This is a genomic window from Candidatus Nanopelagicales bacterium (assembly GCA_041393815.1).
Taxonomy (GTDB): domain Bacteria; phylum Actinomycetota; class Actinomycetes; order S36-B12; family JAWKJK01; genus JAWKJK01.
Genome location: JAWKJK010000003.1, coordinates 557,356 through 575,517, shown reverse-complemented (window position 1 = coordinate 575,517; position 18,162 = coordinate 557,356). Strand labels below are relative to the sequence as shown.

General features: G+C 75.6%; 14 protein-coding genes. 8 read left to right on the top strand and 6 right to left on the bottom strand.

The annotated features are described in order from the left end of the window. Positions 1–9: 9 nt before the first annotated feature. The 4 genes from R2737_12315 to R2737_12300 form a co-directional block, all read right to left on the bottom strand. Complete coding sequence (locus tag R2737_12315; protein ID MEZ5117040.1) at positions 10–948, bottom strand: sucrase ferredoxin; 939 nt, start codon at positions 946–948, stop codon at positions 10–12. Further along, positions 945–4,070 (bottom strand): DNA gyrase subunit A, encoded by a 3,126-nt coding sequence (locus tag R2737_12310; protein MEZ5117039.1) that lies wholly within the window; start codon positions 4,068–4,070, stop codon positions 945–947. Before R2737_12310 ends, R2737_12315 begins: the two co-directional genes overlap by 4 nt. A gap of 355 nt (positions 4,071–4,425) precedes the next feature. Continuing rightward, complete coding sequence (locus R2737_12305; protein MEZ5117038.1) at positions 4,426–5,334, bottom strand: sugar kinase; 909 nt, start codon at positions 5,332–5,334, stop codon at positions 4,426–4,428. Then, a complete protein-coding gene (locus R2737_12300) occupies positions 5,331–6,305 on the bottom strand; it encodes a pseudouridine-5'-phosphate glycosidase (GenBank protein MEZ5117037.1) in 975 nt (324 codons plus the stop codon). Before R2737_12300 ends, R2737_12305 begins: the two co-directional genes overlap by 4 nt. Positions 6,306–6,382: 77 nt before the next feature. Here R2737_12300 and R2737_12295 point away from each other — a divergent pair, with 77 nt between their 5' ends. The 6 genes from R2737_12295 to R2737_12270 all read left to right on the top strand — a co-directional run bounded on the left by R2737_12295 (position 6,383) and on the right by R2737_12270 (position 13,627). Further along, on the top strand, positions 6,383–9,055 hold the full coding sequence (locus tag R2737_12295; GenBank protein ID MEZ5117036.1) for a GNAT family N-acetyltransferase: 2,673 nt from the start codon (positions 6,383–6,385) through the stop codon (positions 9,053–9,055). Between the two features lie 72 nt (positions 9,056–9,127). Further along, positions 9,128–10,453 carry an MFS transporter gene (locus R2737_12290; GenBank protein ID MEZ5117035.1) on the top strand — a complete coding sequence of 442 codons (1,326 nt, stop codon included), beginning with the start codon at positions 9,128–9,130 and terminating at the stop codon, positions 10,451–10,453. A 13-nt stretch (positions 10,454–10,466) separates the two neighbouring features. Next, entirely contained in the window at positions 10,467–11,051 is a 585-nt protein-coding gene (locus R2737_12285; GenBank protein MEZ5117034.1) for a DUF5998 family protein, read from the top strand. Positions 11,052–11,098: 47 nt separating this feature from the next. Continuing rightward, positions 11,099–12,232 (top strand): alkaline phosphatase family protein, encoded by a 1,134-nt coding sequence (locus R2737_12280; GenBank protein MEZ5117033.1) that lies wholly within the window; start codon positions 11,099–11,101, stop codon positions 12,230–12,232. A gap of 4 nt (positions 12,233–12,236) precedes the next feature. Beyond that, positions 12,237–12,881: a thymidine kinase gene (locus tag R2737_12275; GenBank protein ID MEZ5117032.1), complete on the top strand. Its 645-nt coding sequence runs from the start codon at positions 12,237–12,239 to the stop codon at positions 12,879–12,881. 5 nt (positions 12,882–12,886) lie between these two features. After that, complete coding sequence (locus tag R2737_12270; protein MEZ5117031.1) at positions 12,887–13,627, top strand: acetolactate decarboxylase; 741 nt, start codon at positions 12,887–12,889, stop codon at positions 13,625–13,627. A gap of 39 nt (positions 13,628–13,666) precedes the next feature. Here the strand turns inward: R2737_12270 and sepH are convergent, their stop codons facing one another. Both sepH and R2737_12260 read right to left on the bottom strand, forming a co-directional pair. Then, complete coding sequence (gene sepH, locus R2737_12265; GenBank protein MEZ5117030.1) at positions 13,667–14,581, bottom strand: septation protein SepH; 915 nt, start codon at positions 14,579–14,581, stop codon at positions 13,667–13,669. A gap of 106 nt (positions 14,582–14,687) precedes the next feature. Continuing rightward, positions 14,688–15,995 carry an MFS transporter gene (locus tag R2737_12260; GenBank protein MEZ5117029.1) on the bottom strand — a complete coding sequence of 436 codons (1,308 nt, stop codon included), beginning with the start codon at positions 15,993–15,995 and terminating at the stop codon, positions 14,688–14,690. Between the two features lie 64 nt (positions 15,996–16,059). On the opposite strand from R2737_12260, the gene R2737_12255 reads away from it, so the two are divergent. Next, positions 16,060–17,214: a ferrochelatase gene (locus tag R2737_12255; GenBank protein MEZ5117028.1), complete on the top strand. Its 1,155-nt coding sequence runs from the start codon at positions 16,060–16,062 to the stop codon at positions 17,212–17,214. Beyond that, on the top strand, positions 17,211–18,047 hold the full coding sequence (locus tag R2737_12250) for an inositol monophosphatase family protein (GenBank protein MEZ5117027.1): 837 nt from the start codon (positions 17,211–17,213) through the stop codon (positions 18,045–18,047). Before R2737_12255 ends, R2737_12250 begins: the two co-directional genes overlap by 4 nt. Positions 18,048–18,162: the final 115 nt, after the last annotated feature.

Genomic DNA, 18,162 nt, shown 5'->3' with positions numbered 1-18,162 from the left:
GAACCGCGGCTACGCCAGGGGGCGTACGGACACCGCGCGCCAGGCCTGCTGGGTGACCGGCGGCTTGCCGCAGGACTCCGGCCGAGGGGGGTCGAGCTCGCCGGCTGCGACCCGGACCTCCCAGGCCCGACCGTCGCGGTGCTCGACGAGGTGGCGCTGCTCCCCGTCGGGTGCGCCCGGACCCTCCGGCGCCGGCCGGGTGACCAGGTCGTCGAGACCGGCCACGCCGGCGACGTCGCGTACGGCGATCTCGGCGGCCTGCGCCGGCCTGGGCAGGGCGGTGCGGCCGCGGTAGCCGGTACGGGCGAGAACGCCCTCGTCCGCGCGCGCCAGCACGTCCCGCGCGGACTCCGGGTCCAGCCGCCCGTACACGGCGCCCGTCGGCAGCAGCAGCACCGTCGGGGCGAACCGGTGGCCGCCCAGGTGGGACACCTCCCAGACCCGGTCGCGCAGGGCGGGGTCGTCGGCCAGGTCGTCCACCAGGTCGCGCCCCGCGAGGGCACAGCACAGGTCCCGTCGACCGTTGGTGCAGACGAACAGCACCGGCCGCAGGTCGGGGACGCCCACCGGCGGCAGGTCGCCGGCGGCGAGCGCGGCCAGGTCCCAGTCCGCCAGCGTGCGGGGGTCCTCGAGCGTGCCGGAGCGCAGGGAGACCTGCCCGGGTGCCGTGTGTGCGACCCAGAAGCGGCGCGGTGCTCGCATCTCGCCGTGGTCGTCGGCGTGCCGGCCCGGGCGGCGGGCCAGCACGACCGTGGTCCCGGTGTCGGCCGACGCCTCGGCCAGCAGCGGACCGAGCCCGGCGGGCAGCCGGCTCGCGAGCAGCGCCTTCGGTCCCCAGGGCCCCGGCTGCTCGAGGACCAGCCAGGCCCGGGCCAGCGGCGCGGTAGCGGCCAGCGGCTCCTCCAGCGCCCCGGAGACCACCGAGCAGCGCGGCGAGTCGACCGTCATACGTCCGCGGCCCCGCGACCGTCCGGGTCGATGTCGCCGGCCTCGATGTCGCCGGCCTCGACGTCGGCAGCCGCCCCGGCAGCGGCCGCCGGGCCCCTGCCGCTGGGAACCACCGGGCCGCCGACCGCGGCCAGCGGCTCGGTGAGCGGCGTCCCCGAGCCGTCCCGACGCGGCTCGGGCTCGGGCAGCGGGACCGGCATCCCGCCCGCCGACGCGCCCCGGGCGGGACCGGGGCCGGCCCAGGCCAGCAGCAGGGTGTCCTCGCCCTTGAGGAAGCGCTGGCAGCGCACGCCGCCCGTCCCGCGACCCTTGGCCGGGTAGTCCGCCAGCGGCGTCACCTTGACGCTGCCCGCGTCCGTACCGGGCAGCGAGCCGCTTGCGCCGGCGACGGTCACCGTCACGCTGTCGGCGTCCACGGCGACCGCGCCGAACGACACGACCCTCGCGCCGCCGGCCAGCCGGACGCCGGCCATCCCCCCGGCGGCCCGGCCCTGCGGCCGCACCGAGGACGCGGGGAACCGCAGCAACTGGGCGTCGGAGGTGACGAAGACCAGGTCCTCCTCGCCGGTCACCAGCTCAGCGGCGCCCACCACGCGGTCGCCGTCGTCGAGGCGGATGACCTCCCAGGAGTCCTTCTGCAGGGGTACGTCGGCCCCGACCCGCTTCACCACGCCGCGCTCGGTGCCCAGCGCCAGCCCGGGTGAGCCGTCGTCCAGGCCGGTCAGGCAGAGCACCTGCTCACCCGCCGGCAGGTCCACGAACGCCCCGATCGGCGCGCCGCCGGACAGGTGCGGCGAGTCCGCGGTGGGCGGTAGCGCCGGCAGGTCCAGTACGGACAGCCGGTGGACCCGGCCGGCGCTGGTCACCAGCCCCACCTGGCCCCGGGCGGTCGCGCGCACGGCGGACACCAGCACGTCGTGCCGGCCGCGCGCGCCTCCGGACGGCAGGGGGTCGTCGCCGGTGGTGCGCGCGAGCAGCCCCGCGGACGACATCAGGACCAGGCAGGGTTCGTCCGCGACCTCCAGCGGCACCGCCGCGGTGGCCGGAGCACCCACCGACTCCAGCAGCACCGTCCGGCGCGGCGTCCCCAGCTCGCGGGCCACCTCGGCCAGCTCGTCGGACACCACGGTGCGCAGCCGCTGCTCGTCGTCGAGGATCGCGGTCAGCTCCTCGATGGTCCGGCGCAGTTCGTCGCGCTCCTTCTCCAGCTCGATCCGGGAGAACTTGGTCAACCGGCGCAGCGGCATGTCGAGGATGTAGGTGGCCTGCACCTCGGACAGGTCGAACACCGTCATCAGCCGCTCGCGGGCCTGCGCCGCGTCGTCGCTGGAGCGGATCAGTTGGATGACCTCGTCGATGTCGAGGATCGCGATGAGCAGGCCGTCGACGAGGTGCAGCCGGTCCTCGGCCTTCGTCCGCCGGAACAGGCTGCGCCGCCGGACGACCTCCAGCCGGTGGTCGACGTAGACCTGCAGCAGCGGGCGCAGACCGAGGGTCTGCGGCTGGCCGTCGACCAGGGCGACGTTGTTGATGTTGAAGGCGTCCTCCATCGGCGTGAGCCGGTAGAGCTCGGCCAGCACGGCCTCGGGGTGGAAGCCGTTCTTGACCTCGATCACCAGGCGCAGTCCGTGCTCGCCGTCGGTGAGGTCGATGACGTCGGAGATGCCCTGCAGCTTCTTGGCCTGGACCAGGTCCTTGATCTTCTCGATCACCTTCTCCGGGCCGACGGTCCACGGCAGCTCGGTCACCACGATGCCGCGGCGGCGCGGCGTCACCTGCTCGATCCGCGTCGCCGCGCGGATCCGGAACGAGCCGCGGCCGGACTCGTACGCCTCGCGAATCCCGTCCAGGCCCACGACGACGCCGCCGGTCGGCAGGTCGGGTCCGGGCACGAACCGCATCAGGTCGTCCAGGGTCGCCTCTGGGTGCGCCAGCAGGTGCCGGGCCGCGGCGACGACCTCGCCGAGGTTGTGCGGCGCCATGTTCGTCGCCATGCCGACCGCGATGCCGGCCGCGCCGTTGACCAGCAGGTTGGGGATGGCCGCGGGCAGCACGACCGGCTCCCGCTCGCGGCCGTCATAGTTGGCGCCGAAGTCGACGACGTCCTCGTCCAGGCTCGCCGTCATCGCGATCGCCGGCGCGGCAAGCCTCGCTTCGGTGTTGTGCGAGACGAACCCGTCCGTCACGAACGCGTGGTCCTCGGTCACGACCCGCAGGCTGTAGACCGGCGCCGTGCCGGCCGGCTGGACCGACACGACCGTCTCGTACGCGAAGCGCCCGTCCGTCAGCGCCTCCGCGATGTCGCGCATCTCTGGCAGCGAGCCCGCGGTACGGAGGAACTCGGCAAGGAGAGGGACTTGCTCCGCCGTGGCGGGGCTCCCGGCGGTGCCTCCCTCGGGTGATCCGTGGTGGTGACGGGCGCGGACCACGACGTCACCGGGCTGCAACTCCGAGAGCAGCCGCCACAGCAGCGTCGGCACCCCGCCCAGGTCCACCAGCGTCAGCAGGGGGTGGTTGCCGGTCCCGGCCAGGGTGTGCCGGGCCAGCGTCGTGACCCTCAGAACCGGGTGGAGACCGGAGTGGAAGACCCGGTCGGCAAGAACAGGGTCCCCGTCCTTGCCCTGGACCTTCAGCTCGACGGTGGCCTCGGAGTCGGGAGCCAGGTCGGGGACCAACTCGTCGATCCGGGGCCGTGTTCCGTCCGCCAGCCACACCCGGGTGTCGCCGGTGACGCAGTACCTCATCGCCGCCGGGCCGTCGTCGGGGGACCCGAAGTTGCCGTGGCCGTCGACCATGGGCAGCCGCAGCGTGAACGGCTGCGCCATCCGGACCAGTGCGTCGTAGATCGCGCCGTCGCCGTGCGGGTGCAGCCGGCCCATCACGTCGCCGACGACGCGGGCGCTCTTGACGTGGCCGCGGTCGGGCCGCAGCCCCATCTCGGCCATCTGGTACAGGATCCGGCGCTGCACCGGCTTCAGGCCGTCGCGGGCGTCCGGCAGGGCGCGGGAGTAGATGACCGAGTACGCGTACTCCAGGAACGAGCCGCGCATCTCCTCGGAGACGTCGACGTCGACGATGCGCTCGGCGACGGGCGGCGGCGGGGGCGTACGACGGCGTGCCATGCGGGCGGGTCTCTCCTCGGGCTGGTCCGGCCGATCGGTCCGGCGGCGACCGCACGTGGCGGCGCCGGGGGCCATTCTCGCCGAGGGGTCTGACCCCCGCCGCGTCGGCACGCCGCCGCCGCGCCGCCGCCGCTCAGCCTGAGTCGCGCCCGCAGAGCCGCCCACCCGCAGAAGTGAGCCGAGTGGCTGCTACCCGGGCCTGGAAGGCGCCGGAGACGACCCGTCGGCTCACTTCTGTGATCAACTCGGCCGGCGCGGGCCGGTGCGGGCCGACCAGGGCGGACTGCGCCTGGCCAGGGCGGACTGCGCCCGGCCAGGGCGGACTGCGCCCGATCGGGGCCGGGTACGGCGGCGGCTAGGGGCGGGCGCCCACGCGGGACACCGCCCGGGACGCCACCCGGTTGCCCTCGGCCAGTGCGAGGGTCGGGTCGCTCCCGTCGCACCAGGCCGGCAGGAAGCCGGCGGCGAAGGCGTCGCCGGCCCCGGTGGTGTCCTCGATGTCGAGGGCGACCGGCGGGGCGGTCACCGGGCCCCGGCCGGAGCCGAACCACACCGCGCCCGCGGCGCCGAGCTTGACCACGACGTGCGGGAAACCCTCGGCGAGCACGCGGCCCGCGGCGATCGGGTCGTCCGCACCGGCCAAGGTGGTGGCCTCGAGCTCGTTGGCCAGCAGGACGTCGGTCCCCTCGACCCAGGACAGGAACCGCGCCGGGCCGACGTCGGCGATCGGTCCGGCGGACGCGGGGTCGACGCTGGTCGTCATCCCGCGCCGGCGAGCGAGGTCCAGCGCCGCTAGCCCGGCCAGCCGGGACCCTTCGGCCAACAGCGTGTAGCCGGACAGGTGCAGGTGGCGCCCGCGGCGGAACTCGTCGTCCGGCAGGTCCCCGGGCGCCAAGGCCCCGTTGGCGCCGCCGTCGGGCAGCATCGACCGCTCGCCGTCCGGGGAGACCAGGACGACGCAGGTGCCGGTGCGGTGCAGCGGGTCGACGGCCATCCGGGGCGCGACCCCGAGGGCGCGCAGCTCGTCGGCGGCGTCACGGCCCAGCATGTCGTCGCCGACCTTGCCCAGCAGCGTGACGCCGTGGCCCGAGGCGGCCAGCCACGCCGCGGTGTTGGCCCCCGCGCCGCCGCCGTGCGTGGTGATCTCGGCCGGGGTGTCGCTGCCGCGCCGGATCGGCCCGGACACCCGGGCCACGATGTCGGTCATCACATCGCCGACGACCACGAAGCGCACCGGGTCGGCGCGCTCGACGGGCTTCGTCACGCCAGGACCTCCGCCTGCACGTGCGGCGCGGGTGCAGGGGCCGCGCCGTCGGCCAGCGCGCCCGCGATCCCGGCGGCGAGCTCGGCGTTGCGCAGCACGATCCGGACGTTGGCCTCCAGGCTCGCGCCGTGCGTCGCCCGGTGGAAGTAGTCGAGCAGGAACGGCGTCACGTCCTTGCCGCGGATCCCGCGGCGGCCCGCGAGCGACAGCCCCTCGGCCAGCACCCGGTCGTGCAGGTCCGGGTCCACCTGCTGGTCGCTGGGCAGCGGGTTGGCGACGACCAGCCCGGCCGACAGCCCCAGGGCCGCACGGGAGCGCAGGACGTCGGCCACCTGCTCGGGCGTGTCGACCTGCCACTCCAGCGGGTGCCCCGAGTCGGTGAGGTAGAAGCCGGGGAACCGCCGGGTCCGGTAGCCGACCAGCGCGATGTTGAGCGTCTCCATCCGCTCCAGCGTCGCGCCGACGTCGAGGATCGACTTGACCCCGGCGCATACCACCGCGATCGGCGTCGAGCCGAGGGTCGTCAGGTCGGCGGACTCGTCCCAGGTGTCGCGCGCCTCGCGGTGGACGCCCCCGAGCCCTCCGGTGGCGAACACGCGGATCCCGGCCAGGACGGCGAGGTGGCTGGTGGCGGCGACCGTGGTCGCGCCCGTGCCGCCGACGGCCACGAGCGTCCCGAGGTCGCGTACGGAGACCTTGACCACGTCGTCGCGGAGCGCGATGGCCTCCAGCGCCGGGTCGTCCAGGCCGATGCACGGCTCACCGTCCACGACCGCGATCGTGGCCGGGACCGCGCCGTGGTCGCGGACCGCCTGCTCGACCTCGCGGGCGACGCGCAGGTTCTCGGGGCGGGGGAGCCCGTGGCTGACGATCGTCGACTCCAGCGCCACGACCGGACGACCCGTCGCGAGGGCCTCCGACACCTCCGGCTGGACGCGGAGCGGCAGGCCGAGGGAGGCGGCGGAGGTCACCGTCCCACCGTACTTGGTGCGACCCCCGCCGCTGGAGCGGTCGGTGTCACCCGGGCCGCACGCGCTAGCGTGGCGGCGTGGTGTCGTACCCGGCGCACTGGGAAGCCGACGTGGTGCTGCGGGACGGTCGGCCGTGCCACCTGCGGCCCATCACTCCCGAGGACGGGGGAGCGCTGAGCCGCTTCCACGCGCAGCTGTCCCCGGAGACGATCTACTACCGGTTCTTCGCGCCCTACCCGGAGCTCACCGAGCGGGACGTGTCCCGGTTCACCACCGTTGACTACGCCGACCGCGTCGCCATCGTGGCCACCGTGGCCGGCGATATCGTCGGTGTGGGCCGGTACGACCGGATCGACCGGCTGGACGCCGAGGTGGCATTCACGATCCGTGACGACCACCAGGGCCGCGGGCTGGGTTCGATCCTGCTGGAGCACCTGGCGGCCGCGGCGCGCGAGCGCGGCATCCGCCGGTTCGTCGCCGAGGTGCTCCCGGCCAACCGCCGGATGATCGCGACTTTCGAGGAGGCCGGCTACCGGGTCGCGCAGGAGTTCTCCGACGGGGTCGTACGGCTGCAGTTCGAGATCGAGCCGACCGCGGAGCAGCGCTCGGTGCGCGAGGCCCGCGAGCACCGCTCGGAGGCGCGGTCGGTCGAGCGGCTGCTCGCCCCGCGGTCGGTCGTGGTGATCGGCGCCTCCCGGCGCCCGGACTCCGTGGGCCAGGCGCTGCTGCGGCACGTGGTCGAGGGGGGCTTCACCGGGCCGGTGTACGCGGTGCACCCCGAGGTCGACGAGCTGCTCGGCGTGCCGGCCTACCGCAGCCTCGACGACGTCCCCCGGCCGGTGGACCTGGCGCTGGTCGCGACGCCCGGCGACGCGGTCCCCGAGGTCGTGCAGGCCTGCGCCCGGGCCCGGGTGGTCGGGATGATGGTCGTGACCGCGGGCTACGCGGAGACCGGCCCGGAGGGCATGGCCCGCCAGCGCGAGCTGGTGGAGCTGGTGCGCGGCAGCGGGATGCGCATCGTCGGCCCGAATGCGCTCGGACTGCTCAACACCGCACCGGGCGTGTCCCTCAACGCGTCCCTGGCCCCGGCGATGCCGCTGCGCGGCCGGATCGGGTTCTTCTGCCAGTCCGGTGCCCTCGGCAGCGCGATCCTGCGCCGCGTCACGACGCGCGGCATGGGCCTGTCGACGTTCGTGTCCGCGGGCAACCGGGCGGACGTGTCGGGCAACGACCTCATGCAGTACTGGGAGGAGGACGACGCCACCTCGCTGGTCCTGCTGTACCTGGAGAGCATCGGCAACCCGCGCAAGTTCGCCCGGGTCGCCCGGCGGCTGTCGCTGCGCAAGCCGATCGTGGCGGTGCGCTCCGGCCGCACCGGGCAGGCGCTGCCGCTGGGCGGGTGGACCCGGCGCAGCCAGCTGCCGCCCGAGGCCATCGACGCGATGTTCCGGCAGTCGGGGGTCATCCAGACCGACTCGCTAGACCAGTTGCTGGACGTCGCCGGAGTGCTGGCGTTCCAGCCGCTGCCCAAGGGACCCCGGGTCGCCGTCGTCGGCAACTCCGACGCGCTGGCGGTCCTGGCCACCGACGCCCTGGCGGTCAGCGGGCTGACCTGCGCGGGTGACCCGGTCATCCTGCGGTTCGACGCCCCGCCGGAGGAGCTGGGGCGGGTGCTGGCCGGGGTCGTCGACGACCCGGCCGTCGACTCCGTCGTGGTACTGCACGCGCCGCCGCTGATGGTCGTCGACCAGGAGGTGCGCGACGTCATCCTGGCCGCGGCCCGGCGCGCCGCGAAGCCGGTCGTCGCCGTCCTCGTCGACCAGGAGGACGTCACCAGCCTCATCCCGGTCCCGGGCTCGGACGGCATCCCGACCCACGGCTCGGTGCCGTCGTTCGCCGACGTCGAGGACGCGGTACGCGCCCTCGCGGCCATCGCGGGGTACGCCCGGTGGCTGGACACCCCGCGCGGGGAGCTGACCGAGTTTGGCGGCATCGACCCGGAGCGGGCCCGCATCCTGGTCGAGCGGACGCTCGCCGAGGCCGACGCCCTTCCCGGTGGCCCCCCGCTGCGCGCCCGCCGGGACACCGCCGCCGAGCTGCTGGCGGCGTACGGGGTCTCGCTGTGGCCGTGCCGGTCGGTGGCGACCGAGGACGAGGCCGTCGCCGCGGCCGAGGAGCTCGGCTACCCCGTGGTCCTCAAGACCACCGCACCGGGCCTCGTGCACCGCACCGACCTCGGCGGCGTACGCCTGAACATCGAGAACGAGCGGGCGCTGCGCACCACGTACCTGTCGATGGTGGCCCAGCTCGGGGCCGAGGTGGCGAGTCGGCTGGTGGTGCAGCGGATGGCACCGCCCGGCGTCGCCTGCGTCGTCGAGTCGACCGAGGACCCGCTGTTCGGGCCCGTGGTGGCGTTCGGCGTCGGCGGGGTCGTGACCCGGCTGCTGGGCGACCGGGCCTACCGCAACCCGCCCATCACCGACGTGGACGCGACGACCATGGTGCGCGAGCCCGGCGCCAGCCCGCTGCTGCGCGGGTACGACAGCGCCGACCCGGTGGACGTCGCCGGCCTGGAGGACCTGCTGCAGCGGATCGGCCGGCTCGCCGACGACCTGCCCGAGGTGGCCCGGCTGGAGCTGAACCCGGTGGTCGCCTGGGCCCGCGGGGTCGCGGTGCTCGAGGCCGAGCTGGAGCTGGCGCAGCCGGAGGTGCGGACCGACCAGGAGGTGCGCCGCCTCACCACCGGCTGACGGCAGGACGGGCGGGGTGACCTGCGCGATACCCGGTCGACCGGGCGGGCCGCGGCGCGGCAGGCTGGCCGCGTGACCGGGACCGACGCTGCGACCACCGCGGGCCGGGTCCGGCTGGGACCGGAGGTCCGGCGGCTGCTGGTCGGGGTCTCCGCGGCCGCCGTCGGGAACGGACTCACGCTCCCGCTGCTCGTGGTCTACCTCAGCCAGGTCCGCGAGCTGCCGACCACGACCGCCGGCCTGGTGCTGGCCTGGGTGTCGGTCATCGGCCTGGTGCTCGTCCCCTTCGTGGGCAGCCTGGTCGACCGGGTGGGTCCGCGGCCGGTGCTGGTGGTGGGACTGCTGGTGGAGGCCGCGGGCGTGGCCCTGCTGGCGACGGTCCACACCTCGCCGCAGGCCTTCGCGGTCGGCACGCTGCTCGCCGCCGGCGCGTCGGCCAGCTGGGCCCCCCAGTCGGCCCTGATCGGACGTCTGACCCGAGGGCCGGAGCGCCAGCGCGCCTTCGGCGTGCAGTTCATGCTGCTGAACCTCGGCATCGGCGTCGGCGGCCTCGTGTCGGCCGTGGTCGTCGACGTCGCGCGCCCCGGCACCTTCGAGGTGCTGTACGTCGTCGACGCGCTCACCTACCTGGTGTACGTCGCCGTGCTGCTGCGGATGCGCGGGGTGGGACGCCTCCCGGTGGCGCCCCAGGCGGTCGTCGATGGGGACGACCCGGGGAAGCCGGCGGTCGGCCCAGATGACCCGGCCCCCGTGGGGTCCGGGGGCTACCGGGAGGTGCTGCGGGACCGGCGTCTAGTCCGGTTCGCCCTGGTGTCGCTGGCGATGCTGACCTTCGGGTATGGATCGGTCGAGGTGGGCATCCCGCTGGTCACCACAGTGGAGGCAGGCCTCGACGTGTCCTGGGTGGGGATCGCCTACGCGGCCAACACGTTCACCATCGTCGCCGTGCAGCTGGTGGTGCTCCGGCGGATCGAGGGACGCTCCCGCAGCCGGCTGATCGCGCTGGTCGCACTGCTGTGGGCCGGCTGCTGGGCGGTGGTCGCGCTGTCGACGCTGAGCGCGGTGCCGCTGGTGGCAGGGCTGATGATCTGCCTGGCCACCGCGGTGTTCGCGATCGGCGAGACGATCTGGTCCCCGGTGGGGCCCGCCCTCACCAACGACCTCGCCCCGGAGCACCTGCGCGGCCGATACAACGCGGTCACCTCGCTGCTGTGGAACGCATCCGGCGCCCTCGGCCCCGGCGTGACCGCCGTGCTGCTCGGGTCCGGCGCCATCGGGCTGTGGGCGGCCCTGGTTGTGGGCGGCTGCCTGCTGGCCGGCTGGGCCGCCCTGGGGATGACGCGCGTCCTCACCCCCAGCCAGGATGGTCGGGCCGTGCCGGGACCCGTACCGGGGTGAGAGGATCTGCCGCGTGACGGAGGCGACCCTGCAGGACCGGCTGCGCCGCGACATCGAGCGCAGCGGCTACTACCCCGACCTGGTGGCGGACGCGCTGGAGACCGCGCTGGCCGGCGAGCCGCTGGTGTCGTACGTGGTCCACCACGAGGCCACGTTCGACCGGGACGAGCTGCGGCGGCACGTGACGGTGATGGCGCTGAGCCCGACCCGGCTGGTCGTCGGGCACACCGACGAGCACCCGGCCGACGAGACCTGCCCGACGCCCTACGCCACCGCGAGCACCGAGGCGGTCCGGCTGGAGAAGGTCGACTCGGTCGTGGTCACCCGGCTGGTGGGGGAGCCGGCGAAGCACCGCCCCGGCGGCCCGCTGCGCGAGCTCGTGCTGACCATCGGCTGGGGGGCGGTCAACCGGATCGACCTGGAGCCCGCCTCCTGCGGCGACCCCCAGTGCGAGGCCGACCACGGCTACACCGGGACGTCCAGCAACGACGACCTGTCGCTGCGGGTGTCCGAGGCCGCGGACGGTGCCGACGTGGTGGCGCAGGCGCTGGTGTTCGCGCAGGCGCTGTCCGAGGCGACCGCGGCCCGGCTGCGCTGAGCGCGCCGAGCCGACTCGAGCCGACCCGACCCGACCTGCCGACCCTCGTGACCGTCGCCGCCGGCCTGCCGGCACCGCCGCCGTACGGCTCGGGGACCCTGGCGGACGTGCTGCCGTCGGTGGCTGCCGGCCTCGGCGTCCCGGGCTTCCACGACCTGCTCGGCCTGGGCGACGCCGACCGCGTGGTCGTGCTGCTGGTGGACGGGCTCGGTGCCCGGCTGCTGCGCGCGCACACCGACGCCGCTCCCTTCCTGTCCTCGCTGCCGTCCGCGGTCCCGGCGCTGTCGGCACCGTTCCCCTCGACGACCCCGGCCGGGCTCGGGTCGCTGGGGACCGGCCTGCCGCCCGGTGGGCACGGGCTGGTGGGCCAGTCGTTCCGGGTGCCCGAGTGGGGCCGCACGCTGTGGCCGCTGGGCTGGAAGGACGAGCCCAACCCGGTCGCCACCCAGCCCGAGCCCACCGTGCTGGAGCGCGCCGGGGCCGCCGGGGTGGCGGTGTCCAGCGTGTCCCCGCGGGCCTTCCAGGACTCCGGCCTGACCCGGGCGGTGCTGCGCGGCACGGACTACCGCGGCGCGGACTCGATCGGGGAGCGCGTCGGGGAGGTGGTCGGTGCGGTGCGGGCGGGCGACCGGTCCCTGGTCTACGCGTACTGGGGCGACCTGGACCGCACCGGTCACGTGCACGGGGTCGACTCCGACCACTGGCGGGCCGACCTGGCGGTCGCGGACCTGCTGGCGGCCCGGATCGCCGACACCCTGCCGCCCGGCGCGGTGATGTACGTGACCGCGGACCATGGGATGGTCGACTGCCCGGACGACCGGCGGGTGGACCTCGACGCGGACCCACGGCTGCGGGAGGGCGTGGCATCGCTGGCGGGGGAGCCGCGGGCCCGCCACGTCTACGCCCAGCGCGGCGCGGCCGACGACGTGCTGGCCGCCTGGTCGGAGGTGCTCGGCGACGCGGCGTGGGTCGTGTCGCGTGACGACGCCGTGGCGGCCGGCTGGTTCGGCGAGACGATGCCGGAGTACGACGACCGCATCGGCGACGTGGTGGCCGTGGCACGCGACGACGTCGCCCTGGCCAGCGTCCGCACCGACTCCCTCATCTCCGGCCTGCGCGGGCAGCACGGGTCGCTGACCCCGGTCGAGGTGGAGATCCCGCTGCTGGCCGTGCGAGCCTGACGCCATGGCGGAGCTGGTCTTCTTCTCCGGGACGATGGACTGCGGCAAGTCCACCCTGGCCCTGCAGACCGACCACAACCACGCCAGCCGCGGTCGTTCCGGCGCCGTCTTCACCTGCCACGACCGGGCGGGCACCGAGGTGCTGTCCAGCCGGCTGGGGCTGAAGGTCGCCGCGCTCGAGGTCACCGACGACCTGGACTTCCGGGCCTGGGTGGTGGCCCAGCTGTCCTCGGGCCGCCGGCTGGACTACCTGATCTGCGACGAGGCCCAGTTCTACACCCCGCAGCAGGTGGAACAGCTCGCCCAGGTCGTCGACGACCTCGACATCGACGTCTACGCCTTCGGCATCAGCACCGACTTCCGAACGAGGCTGTTCCCCGGGTCCGCGCGGATGGTCGAGCTCGCCGACCGGGTGCAGGTGCTGCAGGTGGAGGCGCTGTGCTGGTGCGGCCGGCGGGCGACCCACAACGCCCGCACCGTCGACGGCGTGATGGTCGTCGAGGGGGAACAGGTCGTCGTCGGCGACACCCGCTCCGACGCCGTCGTGGCGTACGAGGTGCTGTGCCGCCGGCACCACCGCCGGCACATCACCGCCGCATCCGCGGGCCGGGCGCACATCTCGCCCGAGCCGCTGCCGTTCGGGGAGTGAGCGTCATGGTGAGGCATCGCACGACGGTCACCCTCGGGCTCGGGGTCCTCGGGGTCGCGCTGCTGGCCCCGTCGGCCGTGTCCTCCGCGCTCGTCCCGGCCGGGGACACGGCGGCGGCGAACCACGTGCAGCAGGCGGGCACGTACGTCGCGCTCGACGGCGGCGACCTGACCGGGCCGGTCCGGGCGCACGCCCTGGTCGGACCCGGGAGCATCGGCCTCGGCACGTTCAACGGGCTCGACGGCGAGGCCGTCGTGGTCGACGGCCGGTTGTACCGGGTGACCACCGCCGGCACCCCGGTCCCGGTGCCGCGGTCCGTGCGCACGCCGTTCCTGCAGACGGTGCGGTTCCAGCCCCAGGCCACCGCCCGGGTGCCCCGAGGCACCGCCTGCGCGGACCTCGGGGTCCTCGTCGACCGGCTGGCGCGGACGACCCGCGGCGTCGTCGCGGTCCGGGTCGAGGGCCGCTTCTCCGACCTGGTCACCCGCAGCGTGCCGCGGCAGCCCGACGGGACGCCGCTGGTGCAGGCCCTGACCGAGCAGGTCGTGTTCCCGCTGGGAGCCCGCCGGGCCACGCTGGTCGGCTTCCGGTCCGGTCCGGACGTGGCGGGCCTGACGCCGACCGGCGTCCACCTGCACGGCATCACGGCCAACGGCGCCCGCGGCGGGCACGTGCTCTCGTGCGTGGTGTCCCACGCCACCCTGTCGGTGCAGCGCACCGCGGGGGTACTGGTCCAGACCGGCTGAGGTTCGCCGCCCGCCGCGGAGGACAGCGTCGGACGGGCGCTACTCGTCCTCGCGCTTGCCCGAGCCGAACAGGATCTCGTCCCAGCTCGGCACGCTGGGCCGCCGCCCGCGGCCGGACCGCGGTCGCTCGGCGGGGATCGGCTTGGGCCGCGCAGGCTTCGGCTCGGCCTGTTCCGCGGCCGGTTCCTCCGCGGGCCCGGGCTCCGGCGATGCCGCGGCCGCGGGCTGCGGCTCGGCCTCCTCGAGCGGCTCCGGCTCGGGTGCGGCCGTGGCTCCCGTCGTGTCCACCGTGAGGGTGTCGCGCTGGTCGTCGCCCTCGCCGGTCGGGACGCTGACCAGCCGCGGCCGGCCCTCGTCCCCCGCCTCGGCGGCCCCCTCGTCGGCAGCCGGGTGCTCCGGCTGCTCGGTGATCCAGCGGGCCTCCTCGTCGTCGGCGACCAGGGTCCGCCCGTCGGGGTCGTACAGCCAGGTCGCGACCCGGTCGCCCTGCCCCGCCGGGTAGGCCAGCAACACGGCCCAGCGGCCGTCGTCGCGCTTCCACGCGTCCCAGCGCAGGCCCTGGGCGTCCACGCCCCGGGTCTCCAGCCGCTCGGCGACCAGCGCGTCCAGCGGCGCGTCCCCCTCCGGCCGGCGGATCTCGGTGGCCCTGGCCCGCTCGGAGATCCAGGCGCGCTCGGCCAGCGGCGGCCCCTCGAAGCGGCGCACGCGCTCCAGCTCCCAGCCGGACTCCTCGGCCACCTCCTCGGCCGAGGCGCCGGCCCGGATGCGCGCTTGGATGTCGCGGGGCCGCATGTCCTGCAAGGCGATCTCCATCTGGCCGCCGCGCGCGCGGTCCCGCCGCAACGCCGCCGACAGCCGCTCGTCGAGGGGGGCGACGACCTTCTGACCGTCGGGCAGGCTGAAGACCAGCCCGGCACCGTCGTCGGTGAGCCCGACGAACGTCAGGGTCCGCATCGCCTCTCCTCATCCGGGTGGAACGGGCGTCCGCCATCCTCGTCCCTCGGCTGCCCGGATTCCAGCACCTCTCGCCGCGCGCCCGGGAGCCGGGCTGCGCCCGGGCTCAGGAGCGGGCCCCGGGTTCGTCTCGGACGCCGCCAGGCTCAGGCCCCGGCACGAGGTCCACCGAGGCCGCGATCGGCGCCTGCGCCGCAGGGTGCTCGGCAACCGCGGCCCGCCGCTCCGCCCGCCCCACCAGCGGTGCGCCGATCGCCGCCGCGGCCAGCACGAGGAGGCCGGAGACGGCGGTCACCAGGTACGCCGTCGACGGGCCGGACGCGTCCACGAGGGCGCCGGACAGGCCGGCCGCCGCGGCCAGGCCCACCCCGATCCCGGAGGTCCCCCAGGTGAGCCCCTCGGTCAGGCGCGTCGACGGGACCAGCCGCTCGATCAGGGCGAAGGTCGCGATGAGGACCGGGGACACCGCCAACCCGGCCAGCGTCGCCCCGACGCCCACCCACAGCGCGGTCGGCAGGAACGGGAACGGCGCCGAGACGACGGCCAGCAGGGCCGAGGAGACCACCAGCTGCCGGGTCAGGGTCGCCTTCGGGCGGATCGCGCCGATCACGATGCCGGAGGTCATGCTGCCGAAGGCGTACAGGGCCAGCAGCAGCCCGGTGGCCCCGGGGACCCCGCGGTCCTGGGCGAAGGCGACCGTCACCACCTCGAAGGACCCGAAGACGCCTCCGATCGCCACCATGACGACCACGAGGACGGCCATGCCGGGGTACGCGATCGCCGGCCGGCCGCCGCTGCGCCGACGCGGGCTGGGCGGGGGCTCGGTGGCGCGCTGCAGCGACAGCAGGGCGCTGCCTACCGAGACGAAGACGGCTGCGGCGAACAGGGCGGCCCACGGCGCCACCTGCAGGGCCAGGACGGTGGCCAGCGGCGGGCCGACGACGAAGAGGACCTCGTCGAGGATGCTCTCCAGCGCGAAGGCGGTCCGCAGCGACGCGCTGCCGGCCAGCAGCGCCGCCCAGCGGGCGCGCACCAGCGAGCCGATGTTGGGCATCAGCGCCCCGGCGGCCGCCGCGGTGGCGAACATCGTCCACTCGGGCAGCCCCCGCACGACGGCGACGACGAACAGCAGCAGCGCCACGACGTGCCCCGTCGCCAGTAGCGGCACGACCCGGTGCTGCCCCCACCGGTCCACCAGGCCGGAGGCGTACGGCCCGACGAACGCCGTCGACAGGGCCGCGGCGGCGGACAGCGCCCCGGCCAGCCCGTACGACCCGGTCTCCTGGCTGACCAGCAGCACGATGCCCAGGCCGATCATCGCGATCGGCAGCCGGGCGATCAGCCCCGCGGACGAGAACGCGAGCGCTCCGGGGCGGCGCAGGACGTCCCGGTACGGCGAGAGCAGGGCGGGCATAGGCCGGTGACGCTACCGGTCCGACGGGCTCGCGAGCGGGCCCGTTTCCGGCCAGGATCGAGGGGTGAGCGATGCGGTGAGCGGGATGGTGAGCGACGTCACCCGGGAGCCGGAGCCCTACGACGCGGTGCTGCTGGTCTCGTTCGGTGGCCCCGAGGGACCCGACGACGTGGTGCCGTTCCTGGAGAACGTCACCCGGGGACGGGGCATCCCGCGGGAGCGGCTGGTCGAGGTCGGCGCCCACTACGACTCGTTCGGCGGGGTGTCGCCGATCAACGGGCAGAACCGGGAGCTGGTGGCCGCGGTCGAGCGGGACCTGGCCCGGCGCGGCCTGGACCTGCCGGTCTACTGGGGCAACCGCAACTGGCACCCGCTGCTGCCCGAGGCGATCCGCCGGATGCGCGACGACGGGGTGCGCAGGGCGCTGGCGCTCGTCACGAGCGCGTACGCCTCGTACTCCGGCTGCCGGCAGTACCGGGAGAACCTCGCCGCGGCGCTGGCGGAGGTCGCGGCCGACGACACCGGCGGCCAGCTGCCGGTGATCGACAAGATCCGGCACTACTTCGACCACCCCGGGTTCATCGAGCCGATGGTGGACAACGTCCTGGACGCGCTGCGACGCCTGCAGGCCGACCACGGCGTCGGCGCCGAGGGCGTGCGCCTGGTGTTCACGACGCACTCGATCCCGGTGGCGTCCGCGGCGACGAGCGGGCCGCCGGGGTGGTACGACCCCGAGGCGGGGGGCGCGTACGTCGCCCAGCACCGCGCGGTGGCCGAGCTGGTGGCGGGCTCGGTAGCGGCGACGACGGGCGTCGGGCACGAGTGGGACCTGGTCTACCAGTCCCGGTCCGGGCCCCCGTCCGTGCCGTGGCTGGAGCCGGACGTGTCCGACCACCTGGCGGCGCTGGTCGAGGCCGGCGTGCCCGGGGCCGTGCTGGTGCCGATCGGGTTCATCAGCGACCACATGGAGGTGGTCTGGGACCTGGACACCGTCGCGCTCGGGGACGCCGTGCGGCTCGGCCTGCCGTGCGTGCGGGCGGCGACCGTGGGCACCGACCCGAGGTTCGTCGCGGCGGTGGGGGAGCTGGTGGAGGAGCGGCTGCGGGGCTGGCCGGCGCGGGCGCTGTCCCCGCTGGGACCGTCGTACGACGTGTGCCCGGCCGGGTGCTGCGCGAACCCGCGCGGACCGCGGCCGGCGGTGGCGGGGAGCGACGGATGAGCGGGACGGACTCGGGCGGGACGCTGACCGGCCCGGAGCTTGCGGACCTGGCGGTGCTGGCGGAGGCGGCGGCCCGGGAGGCGGGCGACCTGCTGGTGCACGGTCGGCCGCAGCGGCTGGAGGTGGACACCAAGACCTCCGCCACCGACGCGGTGACCGAGATGGACCGGCGCTCCGAGCGGCTGCTGGTCGAGCGGCTGCTCGGCCCGCGGCCGGACGACGGGCTGCTCGGGGAGGAGGGCGGCGAGCGGCCCGGGTCGTCGGGGGTGCGCTGGGTCGTCGACCCGCTGGACGGGACCGTCAACTACCTGTACGGGCTGCCGATGTGGTCGGTCGCGGTGTGCGCCGAGGTCGACGGGGTCGCCGCGGTCGGGGTCGTGCACGCGCCGGCGCTGGAGGAGACGTACGTCGCCGTCCGCGGGTCCGGGGCGGTGCGCATCGACGCGACCGGTCGGCACGCGCTGGCGGTCAGCGACCAGGACCGGCTGGACCTGGCGCTGGTGGCCACCGGCTTCGGCTACACCGTGGCGCGCCGCACCGCCCAGGCCCGGGTGGTCGCCGCGCTGCTGCCCCGGCTGCGCGACATCCGTCGCGGCGGGGCCGCGTCGGTGGACCTGTGCTGGCTGGCCTCGGGCCGGGTGGACGCGTACTTCGAGCGCGGCCTGCAGCCGTGGGACCTGGCGGCGGCCGGGCTGGTGGCGGCGGAGGCCGGGGCCCGGGTCGAGGGCCTGCACGGCCGCCCCGCGGGGGAGGACCTGGTCGTGGCGGCCGGCCCCCGCCTGTTCCCCGCCCTGCACGACCCCCTCGCCGACCTGCACGCCGACCGCGACTGACCGCGACCCACCCACGCCGCGAGCCCCTCGGCACGCGAGCCCGTCGGCACGCGACCTCCTCCGACGGAATGAGTCCCGGCGTCGCGTGTGGGGCCGAATTCGGCCCCCCAGCGAC

Excerpts from the sequence above, each read along its gene's own strand:
- R2737_12315 (MEZ5117040.1), bottom strand. The coding sequence starts at position 948 with ATGACGGTCGACTCGCCGCGCTGCTCGGTGGTCTCCGGGGCGCTGGAG.
- R2737_12310 (MEZ5117039.1), bottom strand. The coding sequence starts at position 4,070 with ATGGCACGCCGTCGTACGCCCCCGCCGCCGCCCGTCGCCGAGCGCATC.
- R2737_12275 (MEZ5117032.1), top strand. The coding sequence starts at position 12,237 with ATGGCGGAGCTGGTCTTCTTCTCCGGGACGATGGACTGCGGCAAGTCC.
- R2737_12270 (MEZ5117031.1), top strand. The coding sequence starts at position 12,887 with ATGGTGAGGCATCGCACGACGGTCACCCTCGGGCTCGGGGTCCTCGGG.
- sepH (MEZ5117030.1), bottom strand. The coding sequence starts at position 14,581 with ATGCGGACCCTGACGTTCGTCGGGCTCACCGACGACGGTGCCGGGCTG.
- R2737_12260 (MEZ5117029.1), bottom strand. The coding sequence starts at position 15,995 with ATGCCCGCCCTGCTCTCGCCGTACCGGGACGTCCTGCGCCGCCCCGGA.
- R2737_12250 (MEZ5117027.1), top strand. The coding sequence starts at position 17,211 with ATGAGCGGGACGGACTCGGGCGGGACGCTGACCGGCCCGGAGCTTGCG.